13 protein-coding genes are annotated in these 17457 nt (G+C 47.8%); all 13 read right to left on the minus strand.

Features of this window, described 5'->3' with window-relative positions; genetic code table 11:
• Nucleotides 1-15 precede the first annotated feature (15 nt).
• The 13 genes from WLO31_RS13215 to cpsG all read right to left on the minus strand — a co-directional run bounded on the left by WLO31_RS13215 (nucleotide 16) and on the right by cpsG (nucleotide 17394).
• Complete coding sequence (locus tag WLO31_RS13215) at nucleotides 16-1287, minus strand: lipopolysaccharide biosynthesis protein (RefSeq protein ID WP_435927061.1); 1272 nt, start codon at nucleotides 1285-1287, stop codon at nucleotides 16-18.
• A complete protein-coding gene (locus WLO31_RS13220) occupies nucleotides 1280-3124 on the minus strand; it encodes an acyltransferase family protein (RefSeq protein ID WP_435927062.1) in 1845 nt (614 codons plus the stop codon). The genes WLO31_RS13215 and WLO31_RS13220 overlap by 8 nt, the downstream gene beginning before the upstream one ends.
• Nucleotides 3125-3126: 2 nt before the next feature.
• Nucleotides 3127-4206, minus strand: coding sequence for a DegT/DnrJ/EryC1/StrS family aminotransferase (locus tag WLO31_RS13225; RefSeq protein WP_435927063.1), 1080 nt, complete (start codon nucleotides 4204-4206; stop codon nucleotides 3127-3129).
• A 24-nt stretch (nucleotides 4207-4230) separates the two neighbouring features.
• Complete coding sequence (locus tag WLO31_RS13230) at nucleotides 4231-4806, minus strand: acyltransferase (RefSeq protein WP_435927064.1); 576 nt, start codon at nucleotides 4804-4806, stop codon at nucleotides 4231-4233.
• A 79-nt stretch (nucleotides 4807-4885) separates the two neighbouring features.
• Nucleotides 4886-6160: a Vi polysaccharide biosynthesis UDP-N-acetylglucosamine C-6 dehydrogenase TviB gene (gene tviB, locus WLO31_RS13235; RefSeq protein ID WP_435927065.1), complete on the minus strand. Its 1275-nt coding sequence runs from the start codon at nucleotides 6158-6160 to the stop codon at nucleotides 4886-4888.
• Nucleotides 6161-6170: 10 nt separating this feature from the next.
• On the minus strand, nucleotides 6171-7211 hold the full coding sequence (locus tag WLO31_RS13240) for a Gfo/Idh/MocA family protein (protein ID WP_435927066.1): 1041 nt from the start codon (nucleotides 7209-7211) through the stop codon (nucleotides 6171-6173).
• Between the two features lie 728 nt (nucleotides 7212-7939).
• Complete coding sequence (galF, locus tag WLO31_RS13245) at nucleotides 7940-8836, minus strand: UTP--glucose-1-phosphate uridylyltransferase GalF (RefSeq protein ID WP_435927067.1); 897 nt, start codon at nucleotides 8834-8836, stop codon at nucleotides 7940-7942.
• 176 nt (nucleotides 8837-9012) lie between these two features.
• On the minus strand, nucleotides 9013-10446 hold the full coding sequence (gene wcaM / locus WLO31_RS13250; RefSeq protein ID WP_435927068.1) for a colanic acid biosynthesis protein WcaM: 1434 nt from the start codon (nucleotides 10444-10446) through the stop codon (nucleotides 9013-9015).
• A 29-nt stretch (nucleotides 10447-10475) separates the two neighbouring features.
• Nucleotides 10476-11696, minus strand: coding sequence for a colanic acid biosynthesis glycosyltransferase WcaL (gene wcaL, locus WLO31_RS13255; protein ID WP_435927069.1), 1221 nt, complete (start codon nucleotides 11694-11696; stop codon nucleotides 10476-10478).
• On the minus strand, nucleotides 11693-12973 hold the full coding sequence (gene wcaK / locus WLO31_RS13260) for a colanic acid biosynthesis pyruvyl transferase WcaK (RefSeq protein ID WP_435927070.1): 1281 nt from the start codon (nucleotides 12971-12973) through the stop codon (nucleotides 11693-11695). The genes wcaL and wcaK overlap by 4 nt, the downstream gene beginning before the upstream one ends.
• Before the next feature lie 24 nt (nucleotides 12974-12997).
• Nucleotides 12998-14476, minus strand: a complete 1479-nt coding sequence (locus WLO31_RS13265) for an MOP flippase family protein (RefSeq protein WP_435927071.1) — start codon at nucleotides 14474-14476, stop codon at nucleotides 12998-13000.
• An 11-nt stretch (nucleotides 14477-14487) separates the two neighbouring features.
• Nucleotides 14488-15882, minus strand: a complete 1395-nt coding sequence (gene wcaJ, locus WLO31_RS13270) for an undecaprenyl-phosphate glucose phosphotransferase (RefSeq protein WP_435927072.1) — start codon at nucleotides 15880-15882, stop codon at nucleotides 14488-14490.
• Nucleotides 15883-16023: 141 nt separating this feature from the next.
• The gene (gene cpsG, locus WLO31_RS13275; protein WP_435927073.1) at nucleotides 16024-17394 is read right to left on the minus strand and encodes a colanic acid biosynthesis phosphomannomutase CpsG; all 1371 of its coding nucleotides are present in this window, start codon (nucleotides 17392-17394) and stop codon (nucleotides 16024-16026) included.
• Nucleotides 17395-17457: the final 63 nt, after the last annotated feature.

Below are 17457 nucleotides of genomic sequence, written 5' to 3' on the forward strand. Positions count from 1 at the left end.
ATTATAACCCTATAATTATTGTTGCGCTTGTATGTTATTATTCCGTAGGACTTTTAGAACAACATAAAAATATATAAGATAAAAAACCACCCCACTTAGCGCATATAACTCAACCACATACTCTTTAAATAGGAAAAAACCAAGATATACACTAGACACTCTTAAGCAAACACCAAAAACTTGTAATAATAACGCTACTTTTTGTGCGTTTACGATATGTAGTGTCATTGAAACAGGAGATACAATAAATTGCATTAGGAACCATGGCGCCATCCAACTAATTATAGTGCCAGCTCGGGCCCAACTTTCACCAAAAATCAAAGGAACAAAAAATGGAGCTAATATAGCAACTGCTAATATTGGCAACACGCCAACCTTGAAGAGTGAACCTACTGTTTTGATAGTAAAAGCCTTCAGCTCACCATTATAGGCTCTGGCAGGTGCTTCCGAGAGAAATACCTGAGCAACAGCACCTCCAATTAAACTCATAGGCGCTGACAGCAAGCGTATTGCTAACATCAAGTAACCAGCCTCACTTCCAATAGAATAAGTAGCAATCAGGATAATTGGTAGTTGCATGCCTGCAGAGTTGGCCAAGGCCTCCCAAGTAGAATATTTTGGAAATTTATCATAAGCCCTAAATGTGTTTATAAGGTTATTAAATTTTATTTGGTGAAAGAAGTGATTAGCATCTTTTAAAAAACGTATGCCCAAACCAACCACCCCAGCCCCAGCCTGAAACAAAGACCCCAGCAATAATCCTAAAGGAGAGATGCCCAAAAAACCAAGACCCAACTGTGTAAACGCGCAACTCAGAGACTGACCAATTCTGGTTCTTGCAACCTGATTAAAGTTTTTTTGTCGTGTCGCCCAGTATTGAAATGCAGCATAACTACCCGAGAAAAATATCCCGAGGGGAATCATCCACAAAAATCCTTCTAATTTATTACTACTTAGCTGGGTAATCTGTTCATTAAAAATTAAAATAATTAATCCGGAAATGGCCGTGATACAGCAAGTACTTGTCAATGCTAAAAATACTAGCTCGAACGCCTCTTTATTATTTTTGGAAATAGGTATTGCTATTTCAAATCGAAGACAAGCAATGACTGAAAAAATTGACAATATCGCAGAATACATCGCAAAAACTGAAAATCCCTCGGGAGAATACACCCTTGTTAAGATCGGTGATATACCAATAGGAATAATTTGAGCTAAAGCTGTACCGGTCATCAAAGTCAAAACATTTTTTGCAAACTTCGACTTAGATAATAACTTTTTAATCATTATTTATTATCCTTGCAAAAAAAGGTTTTGCTTTTTCAGCATAAAGCTTACTTCCAATTTCATTAAGATGACTATTGTCAAAATACATTAATTCCCCATTATATGTGGGTGCCTTCATAAAAAGAGAGAGAGACGACAAATCAATTATCTTCGCATTACTATACTTACTAACTATAGTACGCAAATCCTCATTGGTTCTAATGTAATCTTTATTAATTCCTGCTTGTGACGGTATTCCAATATATTGCAGACGCTGATTTCGAAGTGGACTGGTATTTAATAATGGCACTTGTGTCAAAATCACAATTTTTTTCCGTTTTTGCTGTATGTCATCTAAAAAAAGTGATAGTACATGCGGAAATTTTTTACTTGAGAACTGATAATTCCAGGCTCCAGCCAGAATAATAAACTGGCTTTTATCATAAAACTTTCTTGCTATTTCTATCTGATTAATACATGATTTCTGCGCCCAATAAGGTAATCGCTGATAATCAAAACTAGGGATGGTCACACAACTGCTGGCAGTTATAACTCTTGCTCTAAAACCAAGCTCCTTACCCAGATAATCAAAGAACTTATTAAGCATTGCTGCATGTGAATCACCCAGTACTAGCACTTCATGTTTACTGGTGAGGTCACCTCTAAGACATTCCTTCACTATTTGACCATGACAAATCGTCGCGGGATCTGCATAGCGCTGGTACTCAATCGATAATTTAGGCGGTGTAAAAATTTGATTAATATACTTTGCAACCGGCATTAAGATGCTCGTCCCTCCGACCAAAACTGCCCCAGCTAAAAATCCTTTTCTTATGGTAAATTCAGTGCGATATGGCACTTCGATTAAGTAATATGAAAACCATGAAATAGTAACCGTTAATATAATGAACAAAAAGCTAAAACTTGAATTTAATATATAAGTACCACTGCAATACCTCAAAAGAGCCAATACAGGCCAATGCCAAAGGTATAGAGAATAAGAAAGAGCTCCAATCCAAACTAACCACGGGTGCGATAAAAAGTGGTTGACATAACTCTTCTTTACACAGAATAGAATTAAAATAACACCCAGAACAGGAAATAATGATGCAATGCCGGGAAAAGGTCCTAACATGGGCTGTAGAAAAACTGCCATGATCACCAGAAATAAGCCGACGCAATTTAACTGTTTTTTAACAAATGGCTTTTGCTTTGTACTTATCAGATACAATGCGGTGAGAGAACCAGCAAAAAACTCAGGTAGTCTTGCAGCTAAACTATAATAAGTAGCCTGTTCCGCTCCTACTGCACGTAATTGATATTCTGCAAGTATAATAAATACAATAAAAAACGCCCATAATACTACTTTAAGAATACGTACAGGCAACAATAATATTAAAAATGGTATAATCAGGTAAAATTGTATTTCAACTGCCAATGACCAAGTATGCAATAATGGCTGTTCATGAGTAGCAGGTGAAAAATAGTCTCCAAAGGTAGAGAAATAGCTATTACTATTAAACCATATGGCTTTTTTAAGACCAACCAGGAATTCGGTAAAGTCTGATGGTAAAAATACTATTGCAGTAAATACGCCGATAAAAACCAGCATAAAAAAATATGCGGGAAAAATTCTTTTAATTCGACTTAAATAAAAATACTGTATAGCATTAAGAAGTTGATAATCAGCCTTTTGTTTCTTATCGATTAAGATACTAGTGATAAGAAAACCTGAGAGAACAAAAAAAATATCTACACCAACAAATCCGCCCGGTAGCCAGGCAGGATTGTAGTGAAACACGATCACAGCTAATACCGCGATCGCTCTTAATCCCTGAACATCAGGGCGATAAGTCAAACTCATTCCTGGAAAGCTCGCACTACCCGCAATTGTTCTTCCTCTGTAATGTAAGGATGCATTGGTAAACTAATCACTTCTTCAGAAATCTTATCGCCGTTGTGCAGCGTAACGCTGGCATCGGCTACAGCAGGTTGTTTATTTAATGGGATCGGGTAATGAACGGCTGTTGGAATACCTGCTTGCTGGAGCTTCTGTTGAATTTGACTGCGATTCTTAACCAGGATCGTATATTGCGCCCATGAAGAGACGTTATGTGCTTCTACAAACGGCGTGGTAGTAATACCTGCATCGTTGAGTAGCTGGGTATAACGTGCCGCAGCCTGATTACGAAGCTGTATTTCTTCTTCAAAAATAGCTAGCTTAGGCAAAAGAATTGCAGCCTGAAGAGTATCCAGGCGACTGTTGACTCCGACACGGATATGATGATAGCGGCGGTCTTGACCGTGACGTGCAATCTGACGGAGCACAGTGGCAAGTTCATCATCATTGGTAAAAATGGCTCCGCCGTCGCCATAGCATCCCAATGGCTTACTAGGAAAGAAACTGGTGCAGGAAACGGTTGTCAGATTACATGAACGCTTTCCTTTATAGCTTGCACCAAAGCTTTGAGCTGCATCTTCAATTACTGGAATGCCATATTTATCAGCAATTGCATTAATGGCATCATAATCAGCGCATTGCCCATAGAGACTTACAGGAATGATTGCCTTGGTTCTTGGCGTAATGGCTGCTTCAAGCTTTTCTGGATCGAGATTATAAGTTTTAGGGCAAACATCAACATATACCGGCTTGGCCCCGAGCAGTGCCACCGTTTCAGCCGTTGCAATATAGGTAAAACCAGGAGTGATCACCTCATCACCAGGGCCAATTCCAAAGGCCATTTGCACTATTTGAAGAGCATCAGTGCCATTTGCAACGCTAATACAATGTTTAGCACCGGTAAATTCTGCAAGTTTTCCTTCTAGCTCGGCTACTTCTGGCCCCAAAATATAATGACCATGCTCAAGTACTTTTTGTATGGCAGCATCAAGTTGTTCTTTAATACGAGCCTGCTGAACCACCAAGTCAATAAATTGCATATCCACACCCAATATTTTTATTAATTAAAGTTTTTTTAGTTGTTTGCCATCAAGATGATAAACACAACCTGTATGTGGGCAGGTTACTTGTCCCTGTCCTTCAACGGGCAAATCAAGCTGCTCACCAAACTCGCTCATCCAGCCAATTTGTTTTGCAGGCACTCCAACCATTAAGGCGTAGGCCGGTACATCTTTATTAATTACGGCACCCGCACCAATAAATGCATATTCGCCAATCGTCACTCCGCAAACAATAGTACAGTTGGCGCCTAACGTGGCGCCTTTATTAACCTGTGTATCTCGATATTGGTCCTTTCGTTCAATTAATGAACGCGGGTTATATACATTGGTAAAAACCATACTAGGGCCACAAAAAACACCCTCAGCTAAATAAACGTTATCGTAAACAGAAACGTTATTCTGGACTTTACAATGATCCCCAATTTTCACTTTATTGCCGACAAAAACATTCTGTCCAAGTGAAACTCCAGCACCAATCTCTGCTCCACCACAAACGTGGGCAAAATGCCATACGCGCGAACCGTCGCCTATTTTGGCACCTTCATCAACGATGGCCGAATCATGCTTATAATAACTCATTTCATAACTCCAAACTGAGCATAAAAAGAACTCGAAATGGTATTTTCACCATCTCGAGTTATAAAGACGAATCAAATTTTTAGAGACGAATGTCCGACTCACCGATTGGTAAGACATATTTAACGTCATAAAGCACATGTTCTTGCTTACCTAGCGCCCGAATTGCAGCCGCTCCCATATTCTTTGTATCACTATGATCAACTGCAAGGATGATTGCATCGTATTTGCCTTGCTGCGGCTGCTCAATTAAATTAATACCGTACTCGTGAGTAACTTCAAGAGGAGAGGCCCAACTATCATAAACATCAACATCCATATTAAACTCTTTGAGCTCTTTAATAATATCAATGATCTTGGTATTTCGTACGTCAGGGCAATCTCCTTTGAAAGTAAAGCCCATTACTAATACCTTTGCTTCATCAATGTTTATCTTTTTACGCGCCATGTGCTTAACTAATTGTGTCGCAACGTATTCGCCCATACCATCATTGATTCGACGCCCGGCTAATATAACTTCTGGACGATAGCCAGCTTCTTGTGCCTTGTGGGTCAGATAATATGGATCGACACTGATGCAGTGACCACCAACCAAACCGGGTTTAAATGGCAAAAAATTCCATTTTGTTCCCGCCGCTTTCAAGACCTCTTCTGTATCAATACTTAGCCTATTAAATATTTTCGCAAATTCATTTATAACGGCAATATTGAGATCGCGCTGGGTATTTTCAATTACTTTTGCAGCTTCTGCTACACGAATGGATGATGCTCTATGAGTTCCAACAGTAATAATCTCACGGTATACTTGATCAACAAAATCAGCCACTTCAGTGTTTGATCCAGAGGTAATCTTAACAATAGTGGTCAGACGATTTACCTTGTCACCTGGGTTGATTCTCTCTGGACTATATCCAGCAAAGAAATCCTGGTTAAACTTTAAACCAGAGAACTTCTCAATAATGGGTAAACAAACTTCCTCTGTAGCACCTGGATATACCGTTGATTCAAATACAACTATATCCCCTCGCTTAACAACTTTAGCAAGCGTTTCAGAAGCCTTAACTAATGGGGTAAGATCTGGGGTTTTATCATCAGTAATTGGTGTGGGAACTGTGACGATATAAAAATTACAATGCTTTATACCTTCAAGACTATCGGTAAAAACGAGATGTTTAGCTTCAGCTAGTTCCTTCGATTCACATTCTAAAGTTGAATCTTTACCTTCTCGCAACTCACTTACTCGTGCGCTTTTGATATCAAATCCGACTGTAGGGAATTTTTTCCCAAACTCAACAGCTAAAGGCAGACCGACGTAACCTAAACCCACAACACCTATTTTCAAATCATTGAGATTCATAAATGACCTATTATATATTTAATGGTAAACCAACTTCTTTTCTATCCCTGGCGGAACGATAGATAGATATCAACAATTCAAGTGACTTTAATCCTTCACGGCCATCAGTCTCTGGTTCCGCTTTACCGCGTAAAACATCTGCCACATTTTGGAAATATGGTGGATGACCAAAGCCATATACAGATGTGGTCTCATAATTAGCCGACTCGATTTGCGCATCATAGTCTTTAGGTTCAGAAAACGTCCATTGCTGGATATCATTGACGGCAACGCCACCAATACGGACAGTACCTTTTTCACCAAGAATAGTAATAGATCCTTCTAGATTTTTAGGGTATGTGCACATTGTTACAGCCATTGAACCCAGTGCACCATTGCGCCATTTGAAGTTTACAACCCCAGTATCCTCAACTTCGATCTCACGGTGAGTAGAAAGCATTGAGTGCACCGTTTCAACTGGCCCAATCAACCAATGCATCAGATCTACATAGTGAGTTGCCTGGTTCATAAAGGCGCCACCATCCATATCCCATGTACCTGACCATTTTGCACGGTCATAATACTCTTGTGGGCGTGTCCAGAACACATTCATATGCACCATATGAATCTTTCCAAAACGTTTTTCTGTCACTGCTCGCTTGAGCAGTTGCAATGTTGAGTTGCGGCGGTTTTGCTTGACAACAAACAGACGTACACCAGCTTCATCGCAAGCCCTGACCATTGCCAAGCCATCTTCCCATTTTGTTGCCATTGGTTTTTCTGTAATAACATGCACACCGGCTTTAGCAGCTTTAATTGTTTGGCTGGCATGTATACCACTTGGGGTGCAGAGAGTGACCAGATCTAAATTCTCTTTTTCCAGCATTTCATCCATTGATAAATAACCAGGAACTTTATATTCAGCCTGATGCGCCTCCAGAACATCCTGGTCATTATCACAAAGTGCAACCAGTTCATATTCATTTGATAATTGAGCTATAGAACCAAAATGGTTTTTAGATATGCGACCACATCCAACAACAGCGATTCTGAGTTTTTTTTCTACGGTCATAATTACTCCGATTAAGTACATTGTTCGTTTTTCAAAAAAATATGAAGAAACGAACATTTAGACTGGAGACATAAATTTATTGCAGCGATAAAAAGCTATATTCGTTAAATACTAATAAGCTTTTATTTCCTCTTGCTATTTATAAATGCCCTGGATTATGCATTTTTATAGCTGACGAGCGTTTTGCCTGAATGAAATCAAATAAGAGCAAAGGTTTTGCCTCCTTCACTGAGCCGTACAAAGCAGTTTCCCAAGTAAGAAGAGCGAGAACTTTTAAGTAAACGCCCCGTCCCTCTTGCCATACCAATGAGGCATGTATGCCTCCAAAGAGTTACTTTTTTAAGCTTGTCAACAAGTTCTTAATCTGCTTTTTACTTCAGGGCTATCCCCATCATAAATCATTTTCAGGCAGTTAAGACAGCCAATATGAACTTACTTATTATATGTTCTTGATTCTGTGCTTTGTCAGGAATCAAGATTTGTTGCACGCTACCGCCCCTGGCTCAACAGCTACCAGTGCACTGAAAATTAGCGGATGTCGGCAACACATTCGAACAGAGACTCAGATCAATATCTGTTCGAATGCATTACGCCTCAAGGCAAGCCCCTTACTTTATCAAGGCTTTACGCAAAAAAACGGCAGTCAGTTGCATAAAGATGTCCGAAACATCTTCACAGCCACTTAACTGCCGTTTTTTCATAAGCATGTTATGTTCACCGGGTTACGCTCAGCGTGCCAGCATCTTCTGGATGCTTTCCCGGAACTTCTGCCCTTCTTTATGGTTACGCAGGCCGTAGTTAACGAACGCCTTCATGTAACCCATTTTCTTGCCGCAGTCGTAGCTGTCGCCCGTCATCAGCGCGGCTTCGACCGGCTGTTTTTCATTCAGCGCAGCGATGGCATCCGTCAGCTGAATTCGGCCCCAGGCGCCGGGCTCGGTTTTTTCCAGTTCGGCCCAGATATCCGCAGACAGAACATAGCGCCCTACTGCCGCCAGGTCGGAATCCAGCGTCTGCGGCCGATCTGGTTTTTCAACGAAGTCAACGATACGGCTCACCTGACCGTCATTATCCAGAGATTCTTTCGTGGTGATGACGGAATAGGCTGACAGATCTTCATTCGGCATATGCTTAGCCAGCACCTGACTGCGCCCTGTGTCGTTAAAACGCGCAACCATAGCAGCCAGATTATAGCGCAGTGGGTCGGCGCTTGCGTTGTCCAGCACCACATCCGGCAGTACAACGACAAACGGATTATCGCCAACCACAGGTTGAGCGCAAAGGATGGAATGCCCAAGGCCGAGCGGCTGAGCCTGACGGACGTTCATAATGGTCACGCCCGGCGGACAAATAGACTGCACTTCTGCCAGCAGCTGGCGCTTAACGCGCTGTTCCAGCAGGGCTTCAAGTTCATAGGACGTATCGAAATGGTTTTCGACCGCATTTTTGGATGAGTGGGTCACCAGCACGATTTCTTTGATACCCGCAGCCACAATTTCATCAACGATGTACTGGATCATCGGCTTATCGACAATCGGCAGCATCTCTTTCGGGATGGCTTTTGTCGCGGGCAGCATATGCATGCCAAGACCGGCTACCGGGATAACTGCTTTCAAATTAATCATATTCAGCCCACCTATAAATGGTTGAGGGATTATAGTCTTTTCGTGCTCTGATGCCAGCATGAATTGATCCCCAAAGTTTGTACTTCATCTTATCTCCAGGCTCAGGGGATACAAAACTAAAAAGCCCTTATTAAAGTCAATAAGGGCTCAGAAAAATCGTAAAGTCGCTTGATTGTTTATTTACGCAACGAAGGTAGCTCAAAATTAAGGTTATTGGTGTTCACGTGCTGATGATCCACTCTATCGATATCCACCGAACTCTCGCCCTTCTCGTTAACCGCCTTAACGCTTGCAAGCGACAGCAGCGTATCCTCTTTTGCCATAAAGCGGCCCCGCACGTCCTTACGTAAATCAAAGCGCAGCTTCAGCGCAGGTCCCGTTGCCGCTCGTTGCATCACGTTGACATTCCTTAAGAAAAGATGCTGGGGCTTGTTGTTGAGCTCAAGCGTCGCCCCCTTGGTAGTCAGGTTCGTAATAGCCACAAACGAGGTGGCGTTGCCGGACGAAATCTGGATGCCCCGGGCTTTATACTGCATGTGGGTGTTATCAAGCGTGATGTCGCTTAGGCGGAAATTTTGCGGGATGGATAAATATTTGCCTTTTTTAGTCCCGTACCCAATCAGGAAACCGGCGCTATCTATCATATTGATATTATCGATCACGAAATTATCACAGCCATAAATTGCTACCGTGGCATTATCAATACCGGCCTTTCGACTAAAAGTATGATTAATATTGCGCGCTTTCACATTTCTGATAATGAAATGCTTCCCGCTCTCAACGTGCACCAGCTGACGGCAATTACTCCCGGTGATATTAGCGATGACAAAATTTTTCACCGACTGATCTTCAGGATAGTCGTTGTTATAAGATTTCCCGGAAAGCCCAATCCCAATACCCCAGTTTATCTTCCCGTTGGTGCAGTCAATGTTATCAATCACATGATCGGAGATAAGCAGGTTATGGTCGTTTACCGCCACGTTCCACTCAATGGCGTCGCCTTGTAAATGACTAAACCGCCCGTTGGTTATCTTCACATTCTCCATACGGTTGTGAAAACCCTGGCGCAGAATGCCGTAGTTGGCATCATGAATAGTGATATCGTCGATAGTCAGATTACGCATAGTGCGCATGCGTTTGTCTTTGCCTCCGATATAAATCTGCGTCACCGGAACGAAACCGCTCATATCAATGCCCTGAATGGTGCAATCAGAGCCGCGAACGTCAAGGATGATATTATTGAAACGCCCGCCCTTAGCGCCGAGGATCTTGCATCCATCCTGCAAGATAAAACGCCCTTTGCCATTACCCTTCAGGCCGCCCGCGACGCGCAGCGTTTTACCCTGCGGCATAAAAATAGCGCTATTGATTTTGTCGCAGATTACGTCTGCCGGCACCACGATGATGTCCGCTGCATCCAAAGCTTTATTGAAAGCCGCAACCCAGTCACCGCTGTAGAATTCCTGAACGTTGACCTCGCTTTTGCTGCCAGCGGCAAGAACCGCACGGGGTAAAACTGAAGGCACCGCGACCAGGGCTGAACTGGCCCAGAGCAGCTTGCGGCGGGAGGGGGAAAAAGGCGGGGTTTTGGATTCAAATCTTTTACGCATATATCCTCGTGAAGCTTCACTCGGTGGGTTTACAGCGTCTGGAGCTGCTGGGCTAACTGCTGATAGATAACCTTTTGGTTAAACTCGCGCTCGACCTTTTCACGAGCCCTGGCGAGCATCGGCTTAAGCTCGCTCTCCTCGACGCTGGCAAATGCCTGCAATCTGTCGGCTAGCGCGACGGCATCGTACTCTGGCACCAGCCAGCCTGAACGCCCAGCGTCAATCAGCTCTGGAATGCCGCTGTGCTGGGTTGAGATAACCGGAATACCTACCGCCATCGCTTCCATTAACGCCACCGGAATCCCTTCCATATCGCCGTCCTCTCCCGTTACGGACGGCAGCAAGAACAAATCGGCTTCATCGAGCATGGCTTTCACTTCATGGTTTGGCTTAAAACCCGGCATAAAGACCCTGTCGTCCAGTTGGTTCTGCTCGATAAGCGTGCGTAATCGGGTTTCCCACTGCCCTATGCCAAGAATATTGTATCGGAACTGAACGCCGCGCTCTTTAAGCAGGCGGCAGGCTTCAATAGCTATGTGCAGCCCTTTTTTCTCGGTCAGCCGGGCAACCGAGATAATCTCCAGCGTTTTTGCCGGAGCCTTCACCGGACGCAGCGAGAATCGATTCATGTCCACGCCCATGCGGGAGACGGCAATTTTGTCCTCAGGGCAGCCCATTTTCGCCAGGCGACCGGCCCAGAGATTGCTGATGGGCAGCATCAGTTCGCCGCGCGCAAAGAGCTTTTGATACTCCGGCGTGTAGTGCGCCAGCGCATCACGTCCTGAAATATCGATGCCGTGGAAGACGGTAGCAATTTTCCCTTTCAGCACGCCTAGCTCGCGCAGCTTAGCGGCGGTTACACCTGCCGGCCCAAAGTGGGCGATATAGACATCCGCCTGCAGCGTTTGCGAGTTACGTCCGCAAATTGAAGAAAGGATCAGATTCCTTGCCTCGTCGCCGTAACGCGAGGCGTTCAGCGCACGCCAGGTGCGCATGCGAAGCGAACCACGCAAGGTATTCAACGCGCGGGATTGCAGCTTCGCCACTTTACCTTCGGGTTCGTCCATCAGCCACGTGGTCTTTTGCGCAAGGTTGTACTCTTTGAACGCGGCATGTGTGTTGGTCAAATCGCCTTTCTGAATCGCGACGATCTCCACTTCATATCCCATCTCGATAAACGCAACGATCTGATTGAGCACAAAGGTTTCCGAGGCGACGGGGAATTTCAGCAGGAAGAAGCCGACCTTCATTTTGCCTCCTTCACGCGGGCCAGCACGGACGCAACCATGCGCAGGCCGGTTTCACGCTCGGCATTCACCGCCTGAAGAAGGCGCTCGTTAATAGCCGGCAGCTGGCCCAGCACATCGGCAACCACGCCCTGCAAGGAGCCGTCCAGAAGCTGGCGGATATCAATCGCCATTTCCGGCATGCCCAGCTGCTGCATGATGCCCGCGGATTTGTGTTCGTAGTTGATGGCGATGGCTGGCGTGCCAAAGTTCATCGAAATAATCGCCGAGTGCAGGCGCGTGCCGACGGTCAGCTCACATTCGCCGAGGATTTTGCCCATCTCCAGGTCGTTGAGCTCGTCCATTACCACGTGGTACTGGTCCGGCTGATTCACGTACTGCTTCAGGTTGAGCGCAATCATGCGGTCATCTTTGTTGTAGCTGTCGATCCCCGTACAGGTGGAGAGCGCCAGCACCTGGTAACCCTGTTCAATCACGCGATTGACCACGGCGGCAAATGCCTGCTCATAGGCCTTCTGCGTGGTGTCAAGACGTTTATCAAACGGCGCCAGCTCGCGCAGCGTGATGGCAACCGTTTTCTTACGCCTGATAGTCTCCAGCCAGTGCTGCACCGCGTAGCCTGGAACAAAGCTTTCGTGGTGATGATCCACAAGCCAGGCGGTATCCACGCCCTGCTCGACCTTGCTGGTGTCGATATTGCTTTGCTTCATTAAATCAAGGCTGACGGACTCGCGCAGGATCAGCGCCTTCGCATTGCCAAACGCATAGCTCGCCAGTTGATTAAACTGCGGCTCCTGGAACGGCCCGACGCTGTGGCCGATCATATACACCGGCTTTTTCGCCATAAAGCTGCACAGCGCATGTTCAAACTGCGAAACGCCATACAGATCGACGAAGAACGACCCGCCAACCTGAATAATCGCATCGTATTGCTGCAGCGATTTCACAAAATCGATAAAGCCCTGCGGGATGGCGATATTGCGCAAGCGGCCGCTTTCCGTTGCCTTAGCCATCAGCACCTGATGCTGATATTTACGGCGCAGCACTTTTTTCACTCGCCCCATTAGCCCTACGGCATTGTTATGCTGCTTTCTTTGTTTATACAGGCCGTCGCCCAGCACCGGGCGGCCCAGCAGCCAGGCAGAGCTGACGGGATAACGGCTCATCACGTCGACCTGCACGGCATCATCAATCGTGGTAATGGCGTCAATTAATCCGCGCAAAATGGCGCTGTCACCGCGGTTGCCGCAGGTGTGGTTGCCAAGAATCAGTAATTTCATAATGTCAGGACCTCTTTGGGGTTCTTAGCTTGCGCGAAGCAGCGCTTTTAAACGATCGTTGCGACAAAACTGGCGTTTCATTTCCACCACCAGGGCATTGCGGGAAGCCGCCAGCGTAACGACAAAAGTGAGCACGCCCGCAGCGATCTGCACGCCGAGCAGCAGCGCCAGAGACATCTGCCCCGCAAGCAGCACGCCCAGCGCGTAACTCACCACAAGCGTCGGAATGGAAAGGTAGAACGGCAGCCAGAGACTTAAGATGTACTCCCGGTAGCTCGACCCCAGCACCGGTTTAATCATGATGAAATAGCTCAGCACCGTATTCACCACCTGCACCAACAGAAAACCAAGCGTGACGCCGAGCGCGCCGCCCAGATGTCCGCCAACGATAATCGCCGGGATGAACAGGCAGGTTTTAAAGACGTTGAATTTGAAGCTGATGTCCACGCGCGCTTTCGCCATCAGCAGCGACCCAATCGGGTTGCCGATGGAGCGCAGCAGGCCAACCACGCACAGCAGTTGCAGAATCGGGGTAATAAAGGCCCACTTTTCGCCAAACACCAGCGGCACGAAGTTGTTCGAGACCACCAGCAGGCCAAGCAGCGCCGGGAAGTTAATGATGCCGACAACGGACAGCAGCTTGTAAAAGTTCACGCGCAGCTTGTCGGTATCATCCTGAATTTTGGCAAACGCCGGAAACAGCACGCGGGTAATAATCGGGTTCAGCTTCATCGGCGGTACCACGGCCACGTTGTAGGCGAGGTTATATCCGCCCGCTACGCTCGCGCCGAGGATGCGCGCCAGCACCAGCGTCGACAGGTTGGTGTTTACATAGTTAATAATGCTGTCCGCCGTCAGCCAGGCGCCAAACTTAAGGTTTGAGCTCACGGAGTTGAGCGAAAAATGGAAGCCGGGGCGGTAAATTTTGCGGCCGAAGAAGCTAAACAAAGCGGTGCGCACCAGGGTATTCACCAGGTAGCCGACGATGGCGGTCATGGCGAACGGATAGTACATCGCGGTACTTACCGTTACCGTAAAGCCCGCCAGCACGGAAACCGTCTCGATCGATCCAATTTTCGAGAATTCCAGCTCCTTTTGCATCAGGGCGCGGAACTGCTGGCCGTGGGGAATAACGATAAACGCGAAAGAGAGCGTTTTAATCAGCGGTGACAGCGCCGGGGTATGCAGCACGCCGGCGATAAAATCGCTCAGTAAAAAGACCACCGCAAACACCACAAGGCCCAGCCCCACGTTCAGCCAGTAGAGCGTGGTCAGTTCAAGATGGCTTATCTCTTTACGCTGAATAATGGAGTTGGCGATGCCAAAATCAGACAGCGTGTCCGCCAGCGCGATAATCACCAGCGAAACGGTTAACAGTCCAAACTCGCTATTATCGACGATGCGCGCCAGCACGGTCATCTGCGCCAGCCCCAGGCCGATAATAACGATCGTCGCAAGGGCTGACCATTTGGCGCCGCTGATGGTTTTTTCTCTCAGGCTCATGAACGTCTCATTCAGTACGCGGCTTTGTTAACAAAGCCTTTGAAAATGGTCAGGAAGACAATTTTGATGTCGAACCACAGGCTCCACTCGCGGATATACTCCAGGTCGAACTCCACGCGCTTCTCCATTTTCTCCAGCGTGTCCGTTTCGCCGCGCCAGCCGTTGATCTGCGCCCAGCCCGTAATGCCCGGCTTCACCTTATGGCGCAGCATGTAGCCTTCAATCAGGGAACGATACTGCTCGTTATGCGCCACGGCATGAGGGCGCGGGCCGACAATCGACATGCCGCCCAGCAGCACGTTGATAAACTGCGGCAGCTCGTCAAGCGAAGTGCGGCGCAGGAAGTTACCGACCGGCGTAATACGCTTGTCCCCTTTCGTAGCCTGCACCACTACCGCGTCATTCTCCATCACCTTCATAGAGCGAAATTTCCACACCTTAATCGGCTTGCCGTCCATCCCGTAACGGGTCTGACGGAAGATAACCGGCCCGGGAGAGGTGGCTTTCACCGCCACGCTGATGCACAGCAGCACCGGGGAAATCAGCAGCAGTATCATCGAGGCGAGGACGATATCTTCCAGGCGCTTCAGCACCCGGTTGACGCCGTTGAGCGGCGTATCGAACAGCGGCACAACCGGCACGCCGTTCACCTCTTCGGTACGTGCGTTAAGGATATTGAACGTGAACACATCAGGGATAAGCAGCACCGAACAGGTGGTATCCGTCAGCTCACGCACCAGATCCTTAATGCGCGCCTCCTCGCTCATCGCCATCGCGATGTAGACATTATCAATGCGGCCCGATCGCGCCTCTTCAACCAGGTCCGCGAAGCTGCCGGCATAGTCGCCAAGGCCGGTGGCAGGCTGTATATCGTCATAAACCCCCGTCACGTCAAAGCCTAACCAGGGTTCGTTACGGAAGCTGCTGGCAAGCGTGCGACCAACGGGCAGGGAGCCGGCGATAGCGATACGGCGGGTGTTATAGCCCATATTGCGCAGCCAGCCCGCGCCAAAGCGGATAAACGAGCGGCAGACAACCATGCCGAAGCTGGTTAACACATACCAGGCGAAATAGACCCAGAAAGAGCCGTCAAAATCAGGATTAAAGGCCAGCAGCCCGGCGCTAAAGATCAGGCTCAGGGTCCAGTTCTGCAGCAGCAAAAGCAGTTCGCTGGAAATTTTCACGCCGCGCCAGGAGCGGTAAAAATCGGTAATGCCGCCAATCATCTGGAATACAACGAGGGTCAGCAGGGCCATCAGCAGATGCATGTACATAAACGGCAACGCGTTGACCTTACAAACCACCCATAACCCGACGAACATAATGGTTATATCTGAGAAACGTTGCACCATGGAGATTAACGATGCGTTCGTTTTTGGCAGCTCTCGCTTTTTTAGATTTGTCATCGTTTTACCTTTATCAAAGGGTAACGGAAATTCCCTTCTCTGCTTTTGTAGGGTGGATAAACGAAGTGCCATCCACCGGTTAGCGGCGGCTGGCGCAAGCTTAGCCGCCCTACAAATGTCAGGAGATCCCGTACCCACAAATTACTGATTCAGCAACGCCATAATTTCCTGCGTTCGCGCCTGCATCAGCTGTTCGTTACTGCGCGACTCCACGTTCAGGCGAACTACCGGCTCGGTGTTAGAGCTGCGCAGGTTGAAGCGCCAGTCGCCGAACGCCATGCTTACGCCGTCGGTGTTGTCGATTTCCTCTGCGTGTGGCGCAAAGTGCTGATGCACGCGCTCAATAGCGATTTTCGGATCGGCAAGCTTGCTGTTGATTTCGCCGCTCGCCGGCCACGCCGCCATGCGGTCGCACACCAGCTCGCCAAGCGTTTTGCCTTTCAGGCACAGCAGCTCGGTCACCAGCAGCCACGGGATCATCCCGCTGTCGCAGTAGGCAAAATCACGGAAATAGTGGTGGGCGCTCATTTCACCGCCGTAGATGGCGTCTTCTTCGCGCATCCGCTCTTTAATAAACGCGTGACCGGTTTTCGACATCACCGGCTTACCGCCCGCGCGCTCAACGATGTCCACCGTGTTCCAGGAAAGGCGCGGGTCATGAATAATTTTCGCGCCGGGCTGTTTTTCAAGGAACGCCGCCGCCAGCAGGCCAACGATGTAGTAGCCCTCAATAAACTGCCCTTTCTCGTCGAACAGGAAACAGCGGTCGAAATCACCGTCAAACGCAATGCCCATGTCCGCCCCGTGTTCGATAACCGCGTTGCGGGTATCGTCGCGGCACTCCGGCAGCAGCGGATTAGGAATACCGTTCGGGAAACTGCCGTCAGGCGTGTTATGCACTTTGACAAAGGTCAGCGGCACGTTCAGGGACTTAAAGCGCGCTTCGATGGCGTCGATAATCGGGCCCGCCGCGCCGTTGCCGGAGTTAATCACCAGCTTCAGCGGCTTAATGTTCTCCACGTTGATGTAGGAGAACAGGTGGTCGATATATGCCTCAACCACGGAAATCTGCTTGTAGCTGCCGCGTTTGGCTTCGTCTACCGGCGGGAAATCGTTCGCTTCCGCCAGACGCTGCACGTCGCGCAGGCCGGTGTCGCCGCTGATAGGGCGCGCGCCCTGGCGCACCAGCTTCATGCCGTTGTAGTCCATCGGGTTGTGGCTGGCGGTCACTTCAATGCCGCCGTCCACGCCCAGGTGGAAGGTAGCGAAGTAGATCTCTTCGGTGCCGGACAGGCCGATATCCAGCACGTCCACGCCCGCATCCTGCAGGCCGCGCGCAAGCGCCAGCTTCAGGGTTTCGCTTGTCAGACGCACGTCGCCGCCCAGCACGATAGTTTTCGGCTTCAGGTACTCGCCGTAGGCGCGGCCAATGCGCCAGGCGATATCTTCGTTCAGCTCTTCGCCCAGCCTGCCACGAATGTCATAGGCTTTAAAACAGGTCAGTTTTTGCATCGTTTTCGCTCCTTCGGGCAACAGTTACCCAACCCGCAGCGCCGGGCTGCGGGGAACAATGAA

This window comes from Dryocola sharpae (assembly GCF_051307055.1).
Lineage (GTDB): Bacteria > Pseudomonadota > Gammaproteobacteria > Enterobacterales > Enterobacteriaceae > Dryocola.

Bases quoted from the DNA above. Each gene is read 5' to 3' on its own strand.
- WLO31_RS13215 (WP_435927061.1), bottom strand. From the start codon at position 1,287: ATGATTAAAAAGTTATTATCTAAGTCGAAGTTTGCAAAAAATGTTTTG.
- WLO31_RS13225 (WP_435927063.1), bottom strand. From the start codon at position 4,206: ATGCAATTTATTGACTTGGTGGTTCAGCAGGCTCGTATTAAAGAACAA.
- WLO31_RS13230 (WP_435927064.1), bottom strand. From the start codon at position 4,806: ATGAGTTATTATAAGCATGATTCGGCCATCGTTGATGAAGGTGCCAAA.
- tviB (WP_435927065.1), bottom strand. From the start codon at position 6,160: ATGAATCTCAATGATTTGAAAATAGGTGTTGTGGGTTTAGGTTACGTC.
- WLO31_RS13240 (WP_435927066.1), bottom strand. From the start codon at position 7,211: ATGACCGTAGAAAAAAAACTCAGAATCGCTGTTGTTGGATGTGGTCGC.
- galF (WP_435927067.1), bottom strand. From the start codon at position 8,836: ATGATTAATTTGAAAGCAGTTATCCCGGTAGCCGGTCTTGGCATGCAT.
- wcaM (WP_435927068.1), bottom strand. From the start codon at position 10,446: ATGCGTAAAAGATTTGAATCCAAAACCCCGCCTTTTTCCCCCTCCCGC.
- wcaL (WP_435927069.1), bottom strand. From the start codon at position 11,696: ATGAAGGTCGGCTTCTTCCTGCTGAAATTCCCCGTCGCCTCGGAAACC.
- wcaK (WP_435927070.1), bottom strand. From the start codon at position 12,973: ATGAAATTACTGATTCTTGGCAACCACACCTGCGGCAACCGCGGTGAC.
- WLO31_RS13265 (WP_435927071.1), bottom strand. From the start codon at position 14,476: ATGAGCCTGAGAGAAAAAACCATCAGCGGCGCCAAATGGTCAGCCCTT.
- wcaJ (WP_435927072.1), bottom strand. From the start codon at position 15,882: ATGACAAATCTAAAAAAGCGAGAGCTGCCAAAAACGAACGCATCGTTA.
- cpsG (WP_435927073.1), bottom strand. From the start codon at position 17,394: ATGCAAAAACTGACCTGTTTTAAAGCCTATGACATTCGTGGCAGGCTG.